The sequence below is a fragment of the Pseudomonas sp. GW821-FHT09E04 genome (genome assembly GCF_059416185.1).
Map to the genome: position 1 here is coordinate 197,681 of NZ_JBWKOR010000007.1, position 21,972 is coordinate 219,652.

Annotated in this window: 20 protein-coding genes; 8 read left to right on the forward strand and 12 right to left on the reverse strand. The window is 60.8% G+C overall.

Features of this window, described 5'->3' with window-relative positions; all coding sequences use genetic code 11:
- Positions 1 to 8: 8 nt before the first annotated feature.
- The 3 genes from rsfS to AC07N4_RS24905 form a co-directional block, all read right to left on the reverse strand.
- On the reverse strand, positions 9 to 503 hold the full coding sequence (rsfS, locus tag AC07N4_RS24895; protein WP_008087903.1) for a ribosome silencing factor: 495 nt from the start codon (positions 501 to 503) through the stop codon (positions 9 to 11).
- Positions 504 to 573: 70 nt separating this feature from the next.
- Positions 574 to 1,296, reverse strand: a complete 723-nt coding sequence (gene nadD, locus AC07N4_RS24900; RefSeq protein ID WP_085732954.1) for a nicotinate-nucleotide adenylyltransferase — start codon at positions 1,294 to 1,296, stop codon at positions 574 to 576.
- Positions 1,265 to 2,536 carry a glutamate-5-semialdehyde dehydrogenase gene (locus tag AC07N4_RS24905; protein WP_102620852.1) on the reverse strand — a complete coding sequence of 424 codons (1,272 nt, stop codon included), beginning with the start codon at positions 2,534 to 2,536 and terminating at the stop codon, positions 1,265 to 1,267. Before AC07N4_RS24905 ends, nadD begins: the two co-directional genes overlap by 32 nt.
- A gap of 177 nt (positions 2,537 to 2,713) precedes the next feature.
- Here AC07N4_RS24905 and AC07N4_RS24910 point away from each other — a divergent pair, with 177 nt between their 5' ends.
- On the forward strand, positions 2,714 to 3,409 hold the full coding sequence (locus tag AC07N4_RS24910) for a DNA-3-methyladenine glycosylase (protein ID WP_493066450.1): 696 nt from the start codon (positions 2,714 to 2,716) through the stop codon (positions 3,407 to 3,409).
- 54 nt (positions 3,410 to 3,463) lie between these two features.
- On the forward strand, positions 3,464 to 4,780 hold the full coding sequence (locus tag AC07N4_RS24915) for a bifunctional DedA family/phosphatase PAP2 family protein (protein WP_102620854.1): 1,317 nt from the start codon (positions 3,464 to 3,466) through the stop codon (positions 4,778 to 4,780).
- Here AC07N4_RS24915 and AC07N4_RS24920 read toward each other — a convergent pair.
- Positions 4,777 to 5,355, reverse strand: a complete 579-nt coding sequence (locus tag AC07N4_RS24920; RefSeq protein WP_102620855.1) for a hypothetical protein — start codon at positions 5,353 to 5,355, stop codon at positions 4,777 to 4,779. The two genes, AC07N4_RS24915 and AC07N4_RS24920, sit on opposite strands and share 4 nt — an antisense overlap.
- 48 nt (positions 5,356 to 5,403) lie before the next feature.
- On the reverse strand, positions 5,404 to 5,604 hold the full coding sequence (locus tag AC07N4_RS24925; protein ID WP_102620856.1) for a hypothetical protein: 201 nt from the start codon (positions 5,602 to 5,604) through the stop codon (positions 5,404 to 5,406).
- Between the two features lie 194 nt (positions 5,605 to 5,798).
- Here AC07N4_RS24925 and AC07N4_RS24930 point away from each other — a divergent pair, with 194 nt between their 5' ends.
- Together AC07N4_RS24930 and AC07N4_RS24935 are read left to right on the forward strand one after the other, a co-directional pair.
- Positions 5,799 to 9,266, forward strand: coding sequence for a calcium-binding protein (locus AC07N4_RS24930; RefSeq protein ID WP_493066449.1), 3,468 nt, complete (start codon positions 5,799 to 5,801; stop codon positions 9,264 to 9,266).
- Between the two features lie 286 nt (positions 9,267 to 9,552).
- Positions 9,553 to 11,001: a hypothetical protein gene (locus AC07N4_RS24935; protein WP_178081851.1), complete on the forward strand. Its 1,449-nt coding sequence runs from the start codon at positions 9,553 to 9,555 to the stop codon at positions 10,999 to 11,001.
- Between the two features lie 12 nt (positions 11,002 to 11,013).
- Here the strand turns inward: AC07N4_RS24935 and AC07N4_RS24940 are convergent, their stop codons facing one another.
- Genes AC07N4_RS24940 through AC07N4_RS24950 form a run of 3 tightly spaced genes read right to left on the reverse strand, consistent with a single transcriptional unit; the run spans position 11,014 to position 12,693 of the window.
- Positions 11,014 to 11,604: an LON peptidase substrate-binding domain-containing protein gene (locus AC07N4_RS24940; RefSeq protein WP_102620857.1), complete on the reverse strand. Its 591-nt coding sequence runs from the start codon at positions 11,602 to 11,604 to the stop codon at positions 11,014 to 11,016.
- Positions 11,605 to 11,614: 10 nt separating this feature from the next.
- Positions 11,615 to 12,331 (reverse strand): LrgB family protein, encoded by a 717-nt coding sequence (locus AC07N4_RS24945; protein ID WP_096820777.1) that lies wholly within the window; start codon positions 12,329 to 12,331, stop codon positions 11,615 to 11,617.
- Positions 12,331 to 12,693 carry a CidA/LrgA family protein gene (locus AC07N4_RS24950; protein WP_493066448.1) on the reverse strand — a complete coding sequence of 121 codons (363 nt, stop codon included), beginning with the start codon at positions 12,691 to 12,693 and terminating at the stop codon, positions 12,331 to 12,333. The genes AC07N4_RS24945 and AC07N4_RS24950 overlap by 1 nt, the downstream gene beginning before the upstream one ends.
- Positions 12,694 to 12,886: 193 nt before the next feature.
- On the opposite strand from AC07N4_RS24950, the gene AC07N4_RS24955 reads away from it, so the two are divergent.
- The 3 genes from AC07N4_RS24955 (at position 12,887) to AC07N4_RS24965 (ending at position 15,849) form a co-directional block, all read left to right on the forward strand.
- A complete protein-coding gene (locus AC07N4_RS24955; protein ID WP_007909575.1) occupies positions 12,887 to 13,342 on the forward strand; it encodes a MaoC family dehydratase in 456 nt (151 codons plus the stop codon).
- A gap of 110 nt (positions 13,343 to 13,452) precedes the next feature.
- Positions 13,453 to 15,180, forward strand: a complete 1,728-nt coding sequence (locus AC07N4_RS24960) for a C13 family peptidase (protein ID WP_102620858.1) — start codon at positions 13,453 to 13,455, stop codon at positions 15,178 to 15,180.
- A 27-nt stretch (positions 15,181 to 15,207) separates the two neighbouring features.
- Complete coding sequence (locus AC07N4_RS24965; RefSeq protein ID WP_096820775.1) at positions 15,208 to 15,849, forward strand: oxidoreductase; 642 nt, start codon at positions 15,208 to 15,210, stop codon at positions 15,847 to 15,849.
- Positions 15,850 to 15,883: 34 nt separating this feature from the next.
- Here AC07N4_RS24965 and AC07N4_RS24970 read toward each other — a convergent pair whose 3' ends face one another.
- From AC07N4_RS24970 to AC07N4_RS24985, 4 genes are all read right to left on the reverse strand, one after another.
- Positions 15,884 to 16,168 carry a YceK/YidQ family lipoprotein gene (locus AC07N4_RS24970; protein WP_493066447.1) on the reverse strand — a complete coding sequence of 95 codons (285 nt, stop codon included), beginning with the start codon at positions 16,166 to 16,168 and terminating at the stop codon, positions 15,884 to 15,886.
- Positions 16,161 to 16,796 carry a flavin prenyltransferase UbiX gene (gene ubiX / locus AC07N4_RS24975; protein ID WP_011336112.1) on the reverse strand — a complete coding sequence of 212 codons (636 nt, stop codon included), beginning with the start codon at positions 16,794 to 16,796 and terminating at the stop codon, positions 16,161 to 16,163. Before ubiX ends, AC07N4_RS24970 begins: the two co-directional genes overlap by 8 nt.
- A complete protein-coding gene (mpl, locus tag AC07N4_RS24980) occupies positions 16,793 to 18,142 on the reverse strand; it encodes a UDP-N-acetylmuramate:L-alanyl-gamma-D-glutamyl-meso-diaminopimelate ligase (protein ID WP_007958628.1) in 1,350 nt (449 codons plus the stop codon). The genes ubiX and mpl overlap by 4 nt, the downstream gene beginning before the upstream one ends.
- Before the next feature lie 70 nt (positions 18,143 to 18,212).
- The gene (locus tag AC07N4_RS24985) at positions 18,213 to 20,129 is read right to left on the reverse strand and encodes a sigma-54-dependent Fis family transcriptional regulator (protein WP_493066446.1); all 1,917 of its coding nucleotides are present in this window, start codon (positions 20,127 to 20,129) and stop codon (positions 18,213 to 18,215) included.
- A gap of 301 nt (positions 20,130 to 20,430) precedes the next feature.
- Here AC07N4_RS24985 and exaC point away from each other — a divergent pair, with 301 nt between their 5' ends.
- Positions 20,431 to 21,951: an acetaldehyde dehydrogenase ExaC gene (gene exaC, locus AC07N4_RS24990; RefSeq protein WP_096820773.1), complete on the forward strand. Its 1,521-nt coding sequence runs from the start codon at positions 20,431 to 20,433 to the stop codon at positions 21,949 to 21,951.
- Positions 21,952 to 21,972 lie beyond the last annotated feature (21 nt).

Consider the following 21,972-nt stretch of genomic DNA (forward strand, 5'->3'; position numbering starts at 1 on the left):
CGCGTCCCTTACAGCTGGTCTTTGTTGAGCTTGGTGAAATGCTCGTGGGTGTTTTCCGGGCTGTGGTGCTTGGCGTCCGCCGCACGGCTTTGCTCGGCACCGGCCCACAGGCGCTCCAGGTCGTAGAACTGACGAGCCGAGGCGGTCATCATGTGCACGATCACCAGATCCAGGTCCAGCAGCACCCAGTCGCTGTCGCCCTTGCCTTCTTCGCCCAGCGGCTTGGCGCCCTGCTTTTTCACTTCTTCGCGAACCTTGTCCAGCATCGCGTTGATCTGGCGGTTGGACGTACCGGTGGCGATGATCATGTAGTCAGTGATGCTTTGCTTGTCGCGCACATCGATGATCTGGATGTCCTGGGCCTTGACGTCTTCCAGGGCGGCCACGGCAATCTTGACCAGTTCGTCGCCTTTCAGCGGCTCGTTGGTGTTGACCGGCTCTGGCAGCGGAGCGCTCTTGAACGTGCCTTTGCGCTTTACTTTGGTTTGGTCTTTGTCAGTCATATAAAACTCGTTTTGCTCATGTATTCGGCGTCTCGTCCCACGATGATCGTGTTACTTGAGCACGCCTTGTTCAGTTCGACGCACGATACAGACCGTGCGCATCGATGTAGGCCAGGACCGCGTCGGGCACCAGGAAACGTACCGACTTACCGCTGGCCAGCAGTTGACGGATCTGGGTGGCGGAGACCGCAAGCGGTGTCTGCCAGACGAATGCAATCTGTCCGCTCGGCCCTTTCAGGGCCAGCGGGTCGCTCACCGAACGCGCTGCCAGCAGGTTGCGCAAGGCATCCGGCGGTTCGCTGTCGGCGTCCGGGCGCTGTAGCACCAGGATGTGGCAATGCTGGAGCAACTCCTCCCAGCGGTGCCAAGTGGGCAGGCCGCAAAATGCGTCCCAGCCCAAAAGCAGAAAAACCTGGGTCTCGGCGGCCATTTCGGCGCGCAGCGACTCCAGGGTATCGATGGTCCAGGACGGTTTGTCCCGCTGCAATTCGCGGGCGTCCACCACCAGCGGCGGCACTCCGGCCACCGCACATTCAACCATTGCCAGCCGATCCTGCGCCGACACCTGCGGGGTATCGCGATGCGGCGGCCGGGCGCTGGGCATCATGCGCAGCTCATCGAGGGCCAGCGCTTCGGCGACTTCCAGCGCGCCACGCAAATGGCCGACATGCACCGGATCGAAGGTTCCGCCCAGAACGCCAATGCGCCGGGGGCGAGACTTTCTGCCGGATTTCGGCGCTTTCAGGTCGAGGTCGGACAAGTCAGACCGTCGCCTGGCCGCGCAACTGGCCATCACCGACCACGATGTACTTCTCGCAGGTCAGTCCTTCGAGGCCCACCGGGCCACGGGCGTGCAGCTTATCAGTAGAAATGCCGATCTCGGCACCCAATCCGTATTCGAATCCATCGGCGAAGCAGGTCGGGGTGTTGATCATCACCGACGCCGAGTCGACCTGAGCCACGAACTGGCGGGTGTCGGCGAGGTTTTCGCTGACGATCGAATCGGTGTGATGGGAGCCGTAATGGTTGATATGTTCGATGGCCTGGTCCAGACCGTCGACCACACGGATCGACAGAATCGGCGCCAGATACTCGGTGCCCCAGTCTTCTTCGCTGGCCGGCACGGCATCGATGATCGCCCGGGTGCGCTCGCAACCACGCAGCTCGACGCCTTTTTCGCGGAACTGGGCAGCCATCGACGGCAGGAAATCCTTCGCAACACTTTGGTCGACCAGCAAGGTCTCCATCGCGCCGCAGATGCCATAACGATAGGTCTTGGCATTGAAGGCGATGCGCTGGGCTTTCGGCAGGTCGGCGTGTTCGCTGACATAGACGTGGCAGATGCCGTCCAGGTGCTTGATCACCGGCACCCGCGCATCACGGCTGATGCGCTCAATCAGGCCACGGCCACCTCGCGGTACGATCACATCGACGTACTCGGGCATGGTGATCAGTGCGCCAACGGCGGCACGGTCGGTGGTTTCCACCACTTGCACCACGGCGGCCGGCAGCTCGGCTTCGGCCAGGCCGCGCTGGATGCAGGCGGCAATCGCACGGTTGGAATGAATCGCTTCGGAACCGCCACGCAGGATCGTCGCGTTACCGGACTTCAGGCACAGGCTCGCGGCATCGATGGTCACGTTCGGACGGGACTCGTAGATGATCCCGATCACGCCCAGCGGCACACGCATCTTGCCGACCTGAATGCCCGACGGACGGAAGCTCATGTCGCGGATCGCACCGACCGGGTCCGGCAAGGCCGCCACCTGACGCAGACCGACGATCATCCCGTCGATACGCGCCGGGGTCAGTTCCAGACGTTCCAGCAGTGCAGGCTCCAGACCGTTGGCGCGACCGGCGGCCAGATCCTGTTCATTGGCTGCCGCAAGCTCGGCGCGGGCGGCGTCCAAGGCATTGGCGGCAGCCAGCAGGGCGCGGTTTTTCTGCGCGGTGCTGGCACGGCCGATGACCCGGGAAGCTTCGCGGGCGGCGCGACCCAATCGGGTCATGTAGTCAAGAACGGACTCAGTCATGGTCTGCTGGGGTCTTGGCAAAGAGGAAAGCGGCAGATTATAGCTGTCGCGTCCCGGGACTAACAGCGGTGACGGGCGGATGGTCGAAATGGACGGCGATTTGCCGATGTTCAGCCGTAATTAAGGCTCGGATTGTTATCATCACGACCTCTTTCGCCTGGATAAACACCGTTTGCCATGTCCAATCTGACCGTTCGTGCCCACGCCGAGCGCCTGCCGATGGGCCTTCCGGACGTTTTTTTCGACCGTGACGCCCAGACGCTTGCCCGGGACCTGCTCGGCAAAGTCATCCGTCACCGGGTCGGCGACCTGTGGCTCAGCGCCCGGATCATCGAAACCGAAGCGTATTACTGCGAAGAAAAAGGCAGCCATGCCTCCCTCGGCTACACGGAAAAGCGTAAGGCTTTGTTTCTGGATGGCGGCCACATCTATATGTACTACGCCCGTGGCGGCGATTCGTTGAACTTCAGTGCACAGGGTCCTGGCAATGCGGTGCTGATCAAATCGGCCTATCCATGGGTCGATGAAATCAGCGGCCCGGCCAGCCTGGCGCAGATGCTGCTGAACAACCCCGATGCACAGGGTCGCCCGCGACCGTCGCAAAAGCTTTGCGCCGGGCAGACCCTGCTGTGCAAGGCCCTGGGGCTAAAAGTGCCGGTGTGGGATGCCAAGCGTTTCGACCACGACATACTGCTGGTGGAAGACACCGGCCCCGCGCCAGGCCACATCATCCAGACCACCCGCCTGGGCATCCCCCACGGGCGTGACGAGCATTTGATGTATCGCTTCGTTGATGCGGCCTACGCCCAGTGGTGCACCCGGAACCCGCTGCGCCGGGGTCAGGTCGAAGGACGCGATTATTTTCTGCTGTGAATTTCCCCTCTGCGGTACGCCGGTCAGGGACATCAATGAAATGGAGTGTGTTGTATGGGCCCATGGCTCGATAGCGTGACCGGGTGGCTGGCCGCCAATCCGCAGTGGCTGGCCGCCGCAGTGTTCGTCGTAGCCTGCGTTGAATGCCTGGCGATTGCCGGGCTGATTGTTCCCGGCACCGTGTTGCTGTTTGCCGTGGCAGTGCTGGCCGGCAGCGGTGCGCTGTCGTTGAGCGAAACCCTGTTGCTGGGTTTCCTCGGCGGGATTCTCGGCGACGTGATTTCGTACTTCCTGGGCCGCCACTTCCACCAGAACATCCGGCGCCTGCCGGGCTTGCGCCATCACCCGGAATGGATGGCCGGCGCAGAGACCTATTTCCAGCGCTACGGTATCGCCAGCCTGCTGGTCGGGCGTTTCATCGGCCCATTGCGACCGATGTTGCCGATGGTCGCCGGGATGTGCGACATGCCCTTCCCGCGCTTCGCGGCCGTGAGTCTGCTGGCGGCGGCGGGCTGGAGCATCGCGTACCTGCTGCCGGGCTGGGCCACCGGGGCGGCGATTCGTCTGCCATTGCCGGAGGGTTTCTGGCTGCAGGCCGGGATCGTCGCCGCCAGCATTGCGGTGATGGTCGGCCTGAGCGCCAACAGCAGCCTGCGCCGCCATCGTCGGGCAACAATCTGGATCAGCAGCATGAGCCTGCTGATCCTGATCGGTCTGTTTGTCGGTTACCCATACCTGACCGCCCTTGATCAGGGCGTCATGACCCTCGTACAGGAACACCGCAACGCGGTGCTCGACGAGGTCGCGGTGGTCTTTACCCTGATCGGCGAGTTCCGCAACATGCTGGTGTTCAGCATTTTGCTGACCGGCCTGTTGCTGCTGTGCCGCCAGTGGCGTCAGGCAATCTTCGCCGGTAGTACCCTGCTCGTCACCGCGCTGGCCAACACCGGGACCAAACTGTTTTTCGCCCGGGTACGCCCGGAAGTGCTGACCGACCCGTTGACCAGTTACAGCATGCCCAGCGGCCACGCGTCCGGATCGTTCGCGCTGTTCCTGACCCTGGCGGTGCTGGCCGGACGTGGACAACCGCCAAGAATGCGCCTGACCTGGCTGTTGGTCGGCTGCATTCCGGCACTGGCGATTGCCTTGTCACGGGTGTACCTGGGGGCACACTGGCCAACCGATGTGCTGGCCGGCGCAATGCTTGCCGCCTGTGTCTGCGCCGCGAGCCTGTGGCTGATTCAGCGCCGCTCCCCCCTTGAAGCGATGCCGCAGAAAGTCTGGTGGCTGGTGTTGCCGGCACTGGTCGCCTTGTTCGGTTTCTTCGTGTTGCGGCATTTGCCGCATACATTGTTGCGATATTCGTACTAGGCGACGGCAGACAGCGCCGAAGGTTGGGTTCTCAAGACGAACGACACTGGCACGGGGTTGTAGGCATTGTGCTCGGTGTCGTTCGGATTCCTGTCGAGGAAGTACTTGAGACCTCCCTTTGTTTCGTGTTGAAACAGCCCCAGCTTCTTCTCGACACTGACTAGCGCCACAGAAGCCGGATTGGAAGGTAAGTCGCCAAAAGACTTCAACTTCCCGGCGTAGGTTTCCAGCTCGAAGTAGCTGCCGATATTCTTGTCCACCAGAAGATGCCGGGAGCTCTGATCCATCCGCAGTCGCCAATTGAAATAGCGCCCGACAGTCTTGACGCCAAGGGTGTAACGCCCCTGATTATCCGGAACAAACTCAAACAGCAGCGGCTCCGCATCGTCATGATCCGCCAGGGTAATAATGCGCGATGCAACTTCGTCATTAAGAGAAATTTCCGCACTCAATCGTTGACCCGTCGTAATTCGCGGATGCTTTAAACGCTGCTCCATCACCTGATAGTTGATGACAAGCGGAAGACCACCCGCAAAAAGATGCCCCGTAAATGTAGTATTTTTTGCATTGGACATATAGCAACTCTCTTGTTATTTAAACCGGACAAATACTCAACCGAGACTTCACTTGTCAGTTGTCGGCACCGCAACGTCAAGCTCGCTCTTCACCCGTTTGCGCTTGCGCCGTTCAAGGACCATCGAGTCAGCGTAGTAACCTGCGCCCTTGATGATGATATCGCTATTCAGATCGACGCCTGCATGTTTGAAAATATACTTCCCGGCGATGTCATCCCAGAAAGCCCACTCATCTTCGTAAATCGTCATATCGTCCTCCTTGATGATGAAGCCCGTTTCATTCGGGTCGACTTCAAACTAGAGGAACAACAACGGACAATCAACCCGCAGAGCACTTCAAACACAATACAAAAAACAACAATACAATCAGAAAAACAATAACTACTGAAACCTTCACCCCTTCATGCCAGATTCAATCGACACATCACTGCAGAGTATTGATTTTGGCCAAGACATTTACTGCAAACACTGAAACTATTCTTACAGCGCCAATTACAATTTCCGACATTAACGTTCCAACCACTTCACCAACAGTAGAAACGGAAGGCACTTCCGAAAAATCCCCTGATCTGCGAGACCTGGACAAGTTGTTCGGTCCCCTTCGATTTGGCGAGCTGACCGTGAGCCGCCAGGAGCTTCAAGCACTTGGAGCCCGGATCAACGGCGAGCCCGTTACAGCGTCCAACACGTACTTTCCCGAGCCCGATCAGGTCTTCACCGACGGACTGGAGCTCGACCCTGTTCAGGTTGAGCAACGGATCAAGTCAATCGATGGACAAGCGCGTCAACGGGTACCGGAATTACTCTACGAAATCGTCACCCTGCGCTCTCCCGATGCAGCGCCATTGCTGCGTGAAATGCCTGCGGGCGATTCTGCTGTCGCGATGAACCAGATCAATCGCTTGCTGGCCTCCACCCAGCGCCTGGATATCCACAGGAGCCCGTTGCCCGAGCATTTGCCGAGCTGGGTGGACAAGACCAAGAGTCGCGGGATGACCAGCATGGGGGCAGGACTGCAGGCTTACGGGCTGTACAGCGCCTACATGGGCGCCATCGACGCCCTCAGGAAAGGCCAGATGGGTGAGGCACTGATCAATATCGGCGGCGGCCTCACGGAGATCACCTCACTGGGCCTGGAGTACGCACTGAGCAAGACTGGTGAACGGATGCTCCGCCAAGGCTCCATGGCCTTCGAGCAATTCGGCAAGACGTCCATGGGCAAATGGCTCTGTCGAAGTGCAGGGTTGATCGCCAGTGTGCTGACGCTGCCCTTCGATATCTACACCGCCATCAAGTCCTTCAATGATGCAGCCAAGGCTCAGGGCAAGGAGGCGCAGGATCTGTATGTCACTGGCGGACTGAGTGTGTTCAGCGGCGCATTGTCCATCGCCCTTGGCTGCGCGGCACTGATGGGATTTCAGGCCGCCGGCCCGGTGGGCATTGCAGCAGCGGCGATCATGATTGTCGGTGCCAGAGTCTATGGCGCCGTGCGCATGGTCGACGACATCGACGATTACATAGAGCTGACCGTGAACGAGCGCTGGCGTGCCGGCTGGTTTGCGTTCACCGGACAGGATCAGGACAAGGCGCTGATGGATCGCTACCTGATTGCCAAAACCACGAGCGACTACGCCAAAGCCCTGAAGACCCGCAGCCTCGGCTGGCTCGACAATGAATTCAAGGACAGTGTCGACGCGATCGTCAATGGCCGGTTCGAAGTCAAGTTGCAGCCAACCCGCATCTATCGCTACCAATGGGATGAATCGAAGGGCGAAACGCCCTACACCCTCGAAAACCTCCCCGTCATCAGTGACACAGATGACACGTATGATGCGAGGGAAGGTTTACCCGCCGCAAACGATTTGATCATCAAGGCCAAGAGTGATCCCGTCAAAGGGATTTTCTGGAGTCTTGGTGGCGGTAATGACCGCGTGCAAGGCGTGCGGGAAAAGCCGAACTTCTTCAGTTATACCGCCGGCAGTAAAAGCCTGAGCGGTGGCAACAAGGACGACTCCTTTCTGTTTCAGTCGGCATCCGAAGCGCTCTCATCCGATCCGATCAAAGTGAGTGATCTGTCGGGAGGTGACGGCACCGACCTGTTGTGGCTGCAAGGCAATCACCGACACGAAAACCATGGCCCCAATCCTCCGCGTCATATCGGTTTTGACATCGACCTGAAAAACGGCAGGCTGGCATTACACCCTGCGGATCCAGCGCTGGAACCTGTGCTGCATTCGACGCTCAAGTCCGTCGAAAAGGTCGAGACCCTCGCCGGTGCGATCAATCGCGTGACCGGTACCGACGAGGCGGAAATCATTGCCGCCAATGGGGATGACGATGTTGATGCCGGGGGTGGGGATGACCTGATTTCCGTTCGCGGTTTCCATAGCACCGTCAAGGGCGGCAGCGGCAGTGACACCTATGTACTCGACCCGAGTTGCCGCAAGGTTTTCATCCACGAAGATGGCCAGGAACCCAGCAAGGTCTATCTGGGCGTAACGCTTGAAGCGATCCAGCGCTGGTACATCCGCGATGACGCTCTGGTGATCGAATCACTGCGCGACGATGACGTCCGGTCGCCGAGACGTGAACTGGCGCTAGAGGCGGTGTACCGGACTGTCGATGGCAAACGTTCCCTGCGCAACGATAAATGGGCGTTCATTACCCAGGACGGCTACCATTTGCAGCCCGTATGGCCGGCTGAAACCCCAGACCTCGCCGACTTGACCGTGAGTGTCAGTGTTCTGACCGTCGGTATGCCCGGACCCGCCCCGGTGCCGGTCAACGATCGCCCTTGTACCCTCGCGAAGAATCCGCACTCGCACTACTTCATTTCCCGTCAGATCTATCACACGATCCTGGTGGCCGCGCAAAGTGACAAACCCACTCGCAGCACTCTGTATGTCGACTACGACAGCACGGAAATCGACGAAGTCCGCGCCCTCTACACCGTTGAAAAAACAACGCCAAACGCCTTCACATTTCTCAGCTACACGAATGTCCACTTCACCCTCACTTTCGGTCATGGCGGCCTGCTTTCATTGCACGGTGCCGTGAGAGAGCGTCCGGGCAGGAAAAGTGACATGGGGGCCGGGATCATGGCCTCCGGCTGGCAAATGAATCATGCCTTGACGCTGGTCATGCGAGACGGTGTTTCCTATCGCCTCGGTTATCCCGACAACGCCTATCTCGATGATGCAAGGAACACCGGCTACCGTCAGATCCAAAGCCGCGCCTCACTGCACAAGCGCGCGGGCCAGTACATTTTCATCCGGCCTTCTGTCGAAAAGCGCACCTTGAAGACAACCCCTCAGCGGATCGATTTCAGCGCTGCACCGCACAGCGCCATCTACGCACTTGAGGGTCGATCGGCGCACTACGAAATCCATCCCGCCAGCCACATGTCCATCCGGCTCTCGACCGCCCCGGCCGACGCAAGCGTCAGCGGTTCTTCGAGCTGGGCTATCTACACCGCGCAGTTGGAAGAAACCATCACCCGGCGCGAGCTCGCCATCAGCAACGACCTGCTGAAGATCGGCAGCCTTCACATTCATCTGCCGGACAGCCGCGACCCTTCGCTGCCACTGGAGAGTGTCGATGTGATTGTTTCGTCAGGACACCGTTACCGGGTCAATGCCCTGTTCGATGTCATCAGTCTTTACGCCCTCGACGCACGAGGCTGCGCCTCGACCCAAGCCATCGTCACGCTGATCGAGGAACACAGGCAGCACGATGAACTGGAGAGCGACCGAGTCCACGTTCAATACATTCGATTGCCGCAGTTCCCGTCAGGAAAGATTTTCTACCTCGCGGATTCCGGTCGCTGGCAGGTCGACAGCGACCCGACGCGTCAGATCGAGGCCGGGCAACTGGTCATCGAACAACCTACGGCCGTAAAGCCGACAGTCTGAGTGTTTTTTTCAACGTCCAGTCGTCAAGGAATGACACATGCGCCCCAAACCACCTGCTGCCTCCAACGCCCCGAAAAGCAATACGCCCGGCCAGTCTGCCCCGGGATCGAGTCGAGTGCGGCCCGACGCTGATCTGCCGTTGCTGCATCAATTGCCGTTGCCCGGGACACATCGGCCTGGGGCTACTACCGATCAAGTTCACGGCAACCGTCCTCAGGGCAACGCTGCCCCAACGAATGTCAAAATCTCCGACCTGTCCACCCTCCCCCCCGAATCGCACAGCGGGATGAACCGCTATCTGTTGAATCCGGCCTTGCTGCGCAACATGCAACCTGCGGACAACGACGGTTTTCGCTTTGTCGTCGGTCGGCGGTTCGTCGACATCAAAGACATCGGCACCGTGCATGTCGAGTTCGACGCGGGTCTTGGCACTTATCGGGCGACGGATCTTTACGGAAAACTGCCAGCGGGACCCGCGCTCTACAGAAATACCGACGATACGACCTGGAGCCCGGCCCGGCAGATGGAATTGCCAAACCCATTGAAACGCCCATTGCCCGAACCCGATCACAGCAGTGAACAAGTGCCGGCCAAACAGCTTCCGGTCTCGCCACTGTCGGCACGGGAAGCGACATCCCGACTGCTTGGCGACTCACTGCTCAAGATGTATCCGCTGCTGACTCATGGCCAACGTGTCGAGCTGCTGCGCACCTACAATCTTTCGCCAGGGCAACACATTCGGTTGCACAACGACCTGATTGCCAGCCCCCAACGGATGCCGGAGTGGGCCGAACAGCACCAATCACTCACCCTGGATGTGAACGATCCGACTCGCTTTGACACGCTGCGCCAGGAAATCGAACCCCTGCTGCTGCCCGTAAGAAACGGCAAGTTGCGCAGCGATCTGGTGGACTTCGACAAAAGTGTCAGCCGCGATTTTCTCGACGCTTTCCTGGCCACTCTCGGCTACCAGCGCAACAGCAGCGACTGCCTGTACCGCACCGACATTCCCGGCCTGTTCCGGGCGGACGAGCGCACGCCTTTCGAGTTCCACAACGACGGACGCATGCTGCCTCGCTTGAAACACCCGCGCGGCGCCACGACCGAGAAACCGATCAGCGCCACGGTCAGCCACAAGCTGGTGAAGATGTATGGCGGCAAGGGCACCGACGCTCCCGATCCGGAATACCTGCGCTACAACAGCCAAAGAAACAAATACCCCGGCAAAAAGCCGGGCGAGCCCGATAACGATTCCGGGAATTCCGATAACGACTGGTCCGATGTTTCAGACATGGAACTGGACGTCGAACGCAATTACGAGACGATCCGCCACAATCAGCAGTTCATTTTCGCCTACGTCATCGATACACGAAGGATGGAAGTGGTCCTCAACGAAGAGAACCACCTGCTCAATCTGGCTGCGCTGGAAAAAAGTGCCTGGTTTCCCGAAGACGAACTCGAAGCGTTGATTTCCACGTCGAAGCGGGGCATTGAATCGGAGCGTCTCTGGCTGCTGGACTCGACCTTCACCCGTGCGGCGAAGGTCGATGATGTCGCCGCTGAAGCCCAAAGCAGCTACATCGGCAGCGACATCGAGGCGCGGACCCACAGCGGCGTGGCCAATCAACGTGAATACGATGCCTTGATCGATGCGGTGGCCAAGGCAGGCAAGCCGATCCTCTCACTGCCGAGCGGCAAGGACTGGTTCGCCAACGACATCGTCTGGCCCGAATAACCTGAACGCGTCTTAAGCGAACAACTCGCCCTGCAATTCATCGAGCAGCGCCTGGATCGCATCCAGTCGCTGCTGTGGGTCGTCGAGTTGCAGCAGGTCGATCTTGTCTTCCTCGGCGAACGGCAGCAGATACGCCAACTGATTGGCCAGTGATTGCTGCCCGGCCGCTTCGATGCCCATGTTCAGCGCCTCGACCATCGGGTGCTCGGCCAGGGCCTTGAGCAGCGCCACCAGATCAGCGTCTTCATCCTGCAAGGGTTGCTCGGGTTCGTCGTCCAGCCACTCGACCTCGGCGACGATCAGTTGATCGCGTTGCACTTCGGTGCGCTGCACGATAAACCGGCGCCCGCCCTGCACCCGGATGCCCAGCAGTCCGTTATCCTGCTGCTGGAAATCGGTGATGCGCGCTTCGCAGCCGACCATGGCGAAACCTTCGGGGGCGACGCCGACTTCGCTGCCTTCAAGGATGCACACCACGCCGAATCCGCCGCCCTGCTTCATGCAGCGGCCGATCATGTCCAGGTAGCGTGCTTCGAAGATCTGCAAATCCAGATTGCAGCCGGGAAACAGCACCGTGTTCAGCGGAAAAAGCGGCAGACTCATAGACATTTCCTTACACCACCATCGACACCGCCAACGGCAGGAACACCGCCGTGGCCACGCCCATCAGACTCATCGCCAGCGCCGCGAAGGCGCCGCACTCATCGCTTTCCTGCAACGCCACCGACGTACCGACCGCATGCGCCGTCATGCCCAGCGCCATGCCGCGCGCCTCCGGGCTATGCACGCCGAGGCGCGTCAGCAGCGCCGGGCCGAAGATCGCGCCGATCACCCCGGTGATCAACACGAACACCGCGGCCAGCGCCGCGACGCCACCGATCTGTTCGGCTACCAGCATGGCGATCGGCGAGGTCACTGACTTGGGCGCCATGGTCATCAGGATCATGTGATCGGCACCGAACCACCAGCCCAGCGCCACGCCCATGCCCGTGGCGACCACCCCGCCTATCACCAGCGTAGTAAAAATCGGCCAGAACAATTGGCGGATGCGCCGCAGATTCAGATACAGCGGCACCGCCAGTGCCACGGTCGCCGGGCCCAGCAGAATGCTGAGGATCTCGGTGCTCTTGCGGTACTCGACATAAGTCAGGCCGCAACCCACCAGCACACCGATCACCAACAGCATGGAGACCAGCACCGGTTGCAGGAAAATCCAGCGGGTTTTCTCGAACGCCGCCAGCACCAGTTGATAAGCCCCCAGGGTGATACCGATGCCGAACAGTGGATGGTGAATCACCGAAGCCCAGGCACCTTGCCAGTCGAACAGCATCAGGATTCCTCCGAATGCGGGGCGTGACGCTTGACCAGCCGTTGCATCAGCACACCGGCGAAGGCCATGGACAGAATCAGCGAGACCACCAGCGCACCGACGATGGCCCAGAAATCGGCGGCAATGGCCGTGGCGTAAACCATCACGCCCACCGCCGGCGGCACCAGCAGCAACGGCAGATAACGCAACAGACTGCCGGCGGCGAGATTCAGCGGCTCGCTGACTTCACCGCGCACGATCAGGAACACCAGCAACAGCAAAAGACCGATGATCGGCCCCGGCAGCACCGGCAACAGCAAATGATTGAGGGCGGTGCCGAGCAATTGAAACAGCACCAGCATGGTCAGGCCGCGTAGCAACATCCGTCATCTCCGTCCGACATCCCGCCAAGCACGGGCCGGGCATTATAAGCACGCCAGCGCTATGGATCGGCATTCGCCAAAAGCATGGTCGGTTGACCTGAGCAAATCGTCATGATGATCTACAGTGGTTCGCAGGGCGGTCAAATCCCCCACCTGAAAAACTATAAAACCGATGAACCCAAGGAGAGTCTCAATGCCCTATGTTCCAGTTGCAGAGCTCAAAGATTATGTCGGCAAGGAACTCGGACGTTCCGAATGGCTCACTATCGATCAGGAGCGCATCAACCTGTTCGCCGAAGCCACCGGGGATTATCAGTTCATCCATGTCGACCCGGTCAAAGCCGCGCAAACGCCATTTGGCAGCACCATTGCACACGGTTTCCTGTCGTTGTCGCTGATCCCCAAACTGATGGAAGACATCCTGATCCTGCCGCAAGGCGTGAAGATGGTGGTCAACTACGGCCTGGACAGCGTGCGTTTCATCCAGCCGGTCAAGGTCAATTCCAAAGTCCGGCTCAAGGTCGATCTCGGTGAAGTGACCGAGAAGAAACCTGGCCAGTGGCTGCTCAAGGCCACCGCCACTCTGGAGATCGAAGGCTCGGACAAACCGGCCTACATCGCCGAACCGCTGTCGCTCTGCTTCGTCTGAGTGCCGGGATGCGAAGCGGCTCACGCTGTTTCGCATCCACTCCCCTCTGCCGGCTGTATAAGGTCACATAGCTGCGGCATACTCGGTCGCCTAATTGCCCGGATCCCGCTATGCGCTCACTTGCTGCTCTTGCACCGCTTGCCTTGACCCTGATGCTCACCGCTTGCGGCGATGGCGAATCGCTGTTGCCCCCGGATGCGCGCCTGCCCGATGGCGGACGCTATCGCGGCGAACTGGTCAACGGTCTGCTGCAAGGCCAGGGTCGGGTCGACTACCCGAACGGCAGCTGGTACGCGGGCGAGTTCGACAAGGGCCAGTGGCACGGTCAGGGCGAATGGCACGGCAGCAACGGCGAGGTTTATCGCGGGAATTTCCAGCAAGGCCTGTTCGACGGCCAGGGCTCACTGACCACCCACGGCGGCAGCTACACCGGCAGTTTCAAGCTCGGCCGACGCGAAGGCGAAGGCACCCTCAAAGAAAACGCGATGACCTATCGCGGCGAATTCAAGGCCGACCAGTATTCCGGGCTCGGCCGTCTGGAGCTGGACGACGGCAGCTCCTATCAAGGCCAGTTCGCAAACGGCAAACCCAACGGTGAGGGCCAGCGCGGCGATGCCAGCGGCAATCAGTTCACCGGCCATTTCGTGAACGGCCAGCTCGAAGGCAACGGCACCTTCAACAGCGCCGACGGCGATATCTATGTCGGCGGCTTCAAGAACAATCAGCTACACGGCAAGGGCCGCTACGAAAACGCTGACGGCGACGTCTGGCTCGGCCAGTTCAAGGAAGGCGCGCTGACCGGCAAGGGCGAACTGATCGGCGCCGACGGCAGCCATTACACCGGCTACTTCAATGACTGGCGCTTCAGCGGTCAGGGCCGACTGAACCTGTCCGACGGCAGTTTCTACATCGGCGGGTTCGACAGCGACAGCTATGCGGGCCGAGGCACGCTGGTGCTGACTGACGGCAGCGTGCTCAGCGGCACCTGGATCAATGGCCAGCGCGTGCGCGATGCCGACGGCAAATTGCTGCCCGACACCCTCGAACTCGGCCTGCTGGCCCAGGGCCGCCTGCTCGAGGAAGCGCTGGCCAATGTGCCAGCCTCGACCCCGGCGGTGGAGTTGTACTCCCTGACCCTCGGCGGCGACGGCAAACAGAGCGTGTTCCTGCGCGAATCCGATTACGTGGCCAACATGCTCGCCAGCCGCTTCGGCGCCTTTGGCCAGATCCGCCTGGTCAACCATCGCGACCACCTCGGTGACCGGCCGATGGCCACCCGCGAAAATCTGCGCCGCGCGGCGTTGACCCTGGCCGAACGCAGCGGCCCGGAAGATCTGGTATTCATCTACCTGACCAGCCACGGCACCGCCGAACACGAACTGGTGCTCGACCAACCGCGCATGGAACTGGCCGACCTGCCCGCCGACGAACTCGCCGCCGTGCTCGCACCGCTGAAGAACCGCGACAAGATCATTGTCATCTCCTCGTGCTATTCCGGTGGTTTCATTCCGGCACTGAAGGACGAACGCACGTTGATCATGACCGCGTCGCGCGCCGACCGGGTCTCGTTCGGCTGCTCCGAAGAAGCCAACTTCACCTACTTCGGCGATGCCCTGTTTGCCCAGGCGCTGAACCAGACCGATGATCTGGAGCAAGCCTTCAAACTGGCCAAGGCCACCGTCGCCGAACGCGAACTGGCGGACAACTTCGAAGCCTCGGAACCGCAGATCTGGGCGCCGAAAACCGTGCTGGCGCATTGGCAGCTGCTGCGCAAGCAGCAAGCAAGAAAAGCGTTGCAAAGTGCTGCGTTGAACGACGGAGCGACAAAGAGCAACTAAGCTGAACAGTATCAAGGGAGAGACACTATGTACTTGACGCCTCAGCATGTCTTGCTTGCCGGAGCCACCGGGCTGACCGGTGAACACCTGCTCGACCGTTTGCTCAACGAACCGACGATCACTCGCGTCCTGGCCCCTTCACGCCGGCCGCTGGCCGAACACCCCCATCTGGAAAACCCGGTCGGCGACCCGCAGACCTTCCTGCCGCAACTGGCCGGTCGCGTCGACATCGCCTATTGCTGCCTCGGCACCACCATCAAACAGGCCGGCTCCGAAGAGGCGTTTCGCGCCGTGGATCTGGACATGGTCGTGGCGTTTGCCAAACGCGCCCGGGAAATGGGCGCACGGCACCTGATCGTGATCAGTGCCCTGGGGGCTGATCGCCGATCCTCGATTTTCTACAACAAGGTCAAAGGCGAGATGGAACACGCCTTGCGCGCGCAGGACTGGCCGCAACTGACCATCTGCCGGCCGTCGTTGCTGCTGGGAGATCGCAGCGAGCCACGGCTGGGCGAACAGCTTGCCGCGCCGTTTTCAAAATTGATTCCCGGCAAATACCGCGGCATCGAAGCCTGCCAACTGGCCCGGGCCATGTGGCGGCTGGCGCTTGAGGAACAGGACGGAGTGCGGATCGTCGAGTCAGATGAGTTGAGAAAGCTCGGCAAGTAAAAACAAAAAATCGCAGCCATCGGCTGCGATTTTTTTAGAGCCCGCCAGTCGCCTGAAAGCCTACGCCGATCACCGTCAGCAACGACAACGGCAACAGCAGCGTATCGAGCAACGCACTGGCCGGCAGGTCCACCCCGGGATAGCTTGGCGCCTCGGCTCCGAACCGATCCATCGCACAACACCCGCCATTCATCGCATACAGATCCAGCCGCGTGCCGGAATACACCACCGGCGCGCCGGGCTTGGCGGCATCGAGCGTGCGTGCCGTGGCGCAGCCGGTCAGTTGCAGCGCCAGCGCAATTGTCAGCAGCTTATTCATCGCTGCTCAAATGGTGCTCGCCCCAACGCGGCAGCATGTCCTGGGGGATGCCCAGCAGATTGAGAATCCGCGCCACCACGAAATCGATCAGGTCATCGATGGTCTGCGGCTGGTGATAGAAACCCGGCGAGGCCGGCAGGATGGTCACGCCCATATTCGACAGCTTGAGCATGTGCTCCAGATGAATGCTCGAATACGGCGCTTCGCGCGGCACCAGAATCAATTGGCGACGCTCCTTCAGCGTTACATCTGCCGCTCGCTCGATCAGGTTGTTGCAGGCGCCGGTGGCGATGGCCGACAAGGTGCCTGTCGAGCACGGCACCACCACCATCGCCGCCGGCGCCCCGGAGCCCGAGGCCACTGGCGACATCCAGTCTTCCTTGCCATACACGCGGATCTGCCCGGCGGCGGCGCCGGTGTATTCGGTGAGGAACGCCTGCATCATTTGCGGCTTGGCCGGCAGCGACACGTCCGTCTCGGTAGCCATCACCAGTTGCGCGGCCTTGGAGATCAGGAAATGTACTTCGCGATCCTCGCGCACCAGGCAATCCAGCAGACGCAAGCCGTACTGGGCGCCGGACGCGCCGGTCATCGCCAGAGTGATGCGTTCCGGGCCGTTGTTGTTCATTTCAGCGCCTCGGCGAGTTTGCCGTGCAGACCGCCGAAGCCGCCGTTGCTCATGATCACCACGTGGGTGCCGGGCTGGGCCTGGCTTTTCACGCGTTCGATGATGCCTTCCAGCGAATCGCTGACGATCGACGGCACGGTGCACAACGCAGCAGTGCCCGCCAGATCCCAACCGAGGTTGGCCGGGGCGTACCAGATCACCTGATCGGCATCGACCACGCTGTCCGGCAAGCCGTCACGGTGTGCGCCGAGCTTCATCGAGTTGGAACGCGGCTCGATGATCGCGATCAGCGGTGCGTCGCCAATGCGTTTGCGCAGGCCGTCGAGGGTGGTCGCAATGGCGGTCGGGTGGTGGGCGAAGTCGTCGTAGATGGTGATGCCGCGCACTTCCGCGACTTTTTCCATCCGACGCTTGACGCTCTTGAACGCGCTCAACCCGGCGATGCCCATCGATGGCACAACACCAACGTGACGCGCTGCCGCCAGAGTAGCCAATGCGTTGGCTACGTTGTGCTGCCCCGTCAATTCCCACTCGACGACGCCTTGGGAGACGCCCTCGAACATCACTTCGAATGCCGAACCGTCGTCCTTCAGCAACTTGACCTGCCACTGCCCGCCAGCACCAGTGGTTTGCACCGGGGTCCAGCAGCCCATCTCGATCACGCGCTGCAAAGCGGGTTCGGTGGTCGGGTGGATCACCAGGCCTTCGCTCGGAATAGTCCGCACCAAGTGGTGGAACTGGCGCTCGATGGCCGGCAGATCCGGGAAAATGTCAGCGTGATCGAACTCAAGGTTGTTGAGGATCGCCGTACGTGGACGGTAGTGGACAAACTTCGAGCGTTTGTCGAAGAACGCGCTGTCGTACTCGTCGGCCTCGATCACGAAGAACGGCGTGCCACCCAGACGCGCCGACACCGAGAAGTTCTGCGGAACGCCGCCGATCAGGAAGCCCGGGCTCATGCCGGCATGTTCCAGCACCCAGGCGAGCATGCTGCTGGTGGTGGTCTTGCCGTGAGTACCGGCAACCGCCAGCACCCAGCGACCTTGCAGCACATGGTCGGCCAGCCACTGCGGGCCGGAGACGTACGGCAGGCCTTTGTTCAGCACATATTCCACCGCCGGATTGCCGCGGGACATGGCGTTGCCGATCACCACCAGATCCGGCGCCGGATCAAGCTGCGCCGGGTCGTAGCCCTGAGTCAGCTGAATGCCCTGGGCTTCGAGCTGAGTGCTCATCGGCGGATAGACGTTGGCATCGGAGCCGGTCACGTGATGGCCCAGCTCTTTGGCCAGAACCGCCATCGAGCCCATGAAAGTCCCGCAGATACCCAGAATATGAATGTGCATAGTCGACCTCGTAAAACATGGCCGCAGGGTAGCCCAGGCAGGGGAAAACCGCATCCTCGTTTTCAGGGGGTCAAGCGCTGCGGGCGATCCCGTGCTTGCGCAGCTTTCTATAGAGCGTATTGCGGCTGACACCCAGTTGCTGCGCCGTGTGGGTCATGTGCCAGCGCGTGTGTTCCAGCGCATTGAGCAACGCCAGCCGTTCGGCATCCTCCAGCGGCTGCCCGGATGACACTTCATCGACTTTGACCAGCAGCGGCTGCACCTGCCGGAACATCGCCGGCAGATCATCCAGCCCGATCCGCCCTTCATCGCACAGCGCCGCCAGCGTGCGCAGCACATTGCGCAACTGCCGCACATTGCCCGGCCAGTTGAACCCCAGCAAGGCCTGGCGCGCCGGCTCTTCGATCAGGACCGTTTCACCGCCCGCCTCTTCGGCCAGCAGGAAATCCAGCAACTGCGACTTGTCACTGCGCTCGCGCAATGGCGGCAGCGCCACTTCCAGCCCGTTGAGCCGGTAATAAAGGTCTTCACGAAAACTGCCATCACCAACCCGTTCCAGCAAGTTGCGGTGCGTGGCGCTGATGATCCGCACGTTGACCGCTTCCGGCTCGCCGCCGATCGGCACCACTTGCCGGTCTTCAAGCACCCGCAACAGACGGGTCTGCAAGGCCAGCGGCATGTCGCCGATTTCATCGAGGAACAGCGTGCCGCCATCGGCCTGCTGCAACTTGCCGCGCATGCCGTCCTTGCGCGCGCCAGTGAAGCTGCCACCGCGATAGCCGAACAGTTCGCTCTCGATCAGGCTTTCGGGAATGGCCGCGCAGTTGAGGGCGACGAACGCTTTGCCGGCGCGTTGACTGGCGCTGTGCACAGCCTTGGCGAACGCTTCCTTGCCGGAGCCGGTTTCGCCATTGATCAGCAGTGGAACGTCACGCTCGAACACCCGCAAGGCCTTGCGGAAATCCGCTTGCAGTCCGGCGTCGCCCAGACAAATGCCAGCCAGGCGTGGCGCCTCGGGAGCCTGAGGTTTCGGCAAGACGATGGATGGCTTGCGCGACTCGCCGCGCAGCACCGCGAACAGATGCCGTCCGTCACGGGTGCGCAACGGCCAACTGGCGCTGGCATTGGCACTCGCACGCCCCAGCAACTCATCCAGCGAACAATCGAAAAACGCCTCCACCGGTTTGCCGAGCAAACCACCGCGAATGTGCCCCAGCAGGTTCAAGGCGCTCTGATTGACCGCACTGATCCGCCCTTCCCCGTCAAACGCCAGCAACCCCTCGCTGAACAGCCCGACAGACTCGGCCTGGAGATGGAATCGCAACAACCATTGGTTATCGAAACAGCGCAGGAAGTAGCAGCTCTCGATCATCTTCGCCGACAGATTGACCAGCGCCATGGTGTGGAACTGGCTCTGGCGCGAGACGTCATGCCGCGCGGAGGAAACATCGAGCACCGCCAACAGTTCGCCGTGCGGGTCGAACACCGGGCTCGCCGAGCAGGTCAGGCCGGTGTGGCGGCCGCGAAAGTGTTCGTCCTGATGGATGGTCAGGGCCTGACGTTCCACCAGGCAGGTGCCGATGCCGTTGGTGCCTTCGCAGGCTTCGCTCCAGTCGGAGCCCAGCCAGAGGCCGGCGCGTTCGAAGATCTTGCGTTCGGCGGGAGCGGTGACGCAGTTGAGGATTACCCCACGGGCGTCGGTCAGCAGCACTGCATGGCCGGCGCCGGAGAGTTGCTGATGCAGGCTGCTCATTTCATTGCCGGCGATCTGCAACACCTGTTGCAGCCGTTCGCGGCTTTCGAGGACACGACCGTGTTCGAGCACGGTCGGCGCCATGGTCAGGGCCGGGTCGAGGTGATAGTCCTCAAGACAACGCAGCCACGAGCGGGCGATCGACGGGTCGGCGCCGGGGCCGTGCAGGTGCGGCTTGCCCTGGGTGACGGTGAGAACCTGTTGGGCATGGCGACTCAAATGGTTGTCGTGCATTTCTTATTATTCTCCCCGAGGCTCATCGGCCCATGCGTGAAGTGGTGCCCAGCATCCTCCAGCCAACCGGTCTTTGCAATGCTGGCAAGACCGCCCGGTCACAGGTTGTGCCAGAAGCGGTACAAACTGTCACCCGAACTGTACCGATACCGTCACAGACGCTTGCCACTTGTCCGACAGAAATCACGCAAGGCCTTGATTTGTCTGACCTGCACGGCGGTGGCCCGACCTTTGCTCTACGCTTATAGCAAGCGCTCATGCGCGTTTCTCTAATAAGTACAAAGCCAAGGAGAACATCATCATGCGTTACGCTCACCCCGGTACTGAAGGCGCCAAAGTCTCGTTCAAGAGCAAGTACGGTAACTACATCGGCGGCGAGTTCGTCGCGCCTGTCAAAGGTCAGTACTTCACCAATACCTCGCCAGTGAATGGCCAGCCGATTGCCGAATTCCCGCGTTCCACTGCCGAAGACATCGACAAGGCACTGGACGCCGCCCACGCTGCCGCCGATGCCTGGGGCTCGACCTCCGCCCAGGCCCGCTCGCTGATCCTGCTGAAAATCGCCGACCGCATCGAACAGAACCTCGAACTGCTGGCGATCACCGAAACCTGGGACAACGGCAAAGCCATCCGCGAAACCCTCAACGCCGACATCCCGCTGGCCGCCGACCACTTCCGCTATTTCGCCGGGTGCCTGCGCGCCCAGGAAGGCAGCGCCGCCGAGATCGATGGCAACACCGTCGCTTATCACATTCATGAACCGCTGGGCGTGGTCGGCCAGATCATCCCGTGGAACTTCCCGATCCTGATGGCCGCGTGGAAACTCGCCCCGGCCCTGGCCGCCGGCAACTGCGTGGTGCTCAAGCCTGCCGAGCAAACCCCGCTGGGCATCAGCGTGCTGCTGGAGCTGATCGGCGACCTGCTGCCACCGGGCGTGCTCAACGTGGTGCAAGGGTTCGGCAAAGAAGCCGGCGAAGCCCTGGCCACCAGCAAGCGCATCGCCAAGATCGCCTTTACCGGCTCGACCCCGGTCGGCTCGCACATCATGAAATGCGCCGCCGAGAACATCATTCCGTCCACCGTGGAACTGGGCGGCAAGTCGCCGAACATCTTCTTTGAAGACATCATGAAGGCCGAGCCGAGCTTCATCGAAAAAGCCGCTGAAGGTCTGGTGCTGGCGTTCTTCAACCAGGGCGAAGTCTGCACCTGCCCGTCCCGTGCGCTGGTACAGGAATCGATCTACGACGAATTCATGGCCGTCGTCATGAAGAAAGTCCTGCAAATCAAACGTGGCGATCCGCTGGACACCGACACCATGGTCGGCGCCCAGGCGTCCGAGCAGCAATTCGACAAGATTCTTTCGTACCTGGAAATCGCCAAGGGCGAAGGTGCCGAACTGCTGACCGGCGGCAAGGTGGAAAAACTCGAAGGCAACCTGGCCTCCGGTTATTACATCCAGCCGACCCTGCTCAAGGGCACCAACAAGATGCGTGTGTTCCAGGAAGAAATCTTCGGCCCGGTGGTGAGCATCACCACCTTCAAGGACGAAGCCGAAGCCCTGGCAATCGCCAATGACACCGAGTTCGGCCTGGGCGCCGGCCTCTGGACCCGCGACATCAACCGCGCCTATCGCATGGGCCGCGCCATCAAGGCCGGTCGTGTGTGGACCAACTGCTACCACCTGTACCCGGCGCACGCCGCGTTCGGCGGGTACAAGAAGTCCGGCGTCGGCCGTGAAACCCACAAGATGATGCTCGACCACTACCAACAGACCAAAAACCTGCTGGTGAGCTACGACATCAATCCCCTGGGCTTCTTCTAAAAAACCGAGGGCGGTGCCGAG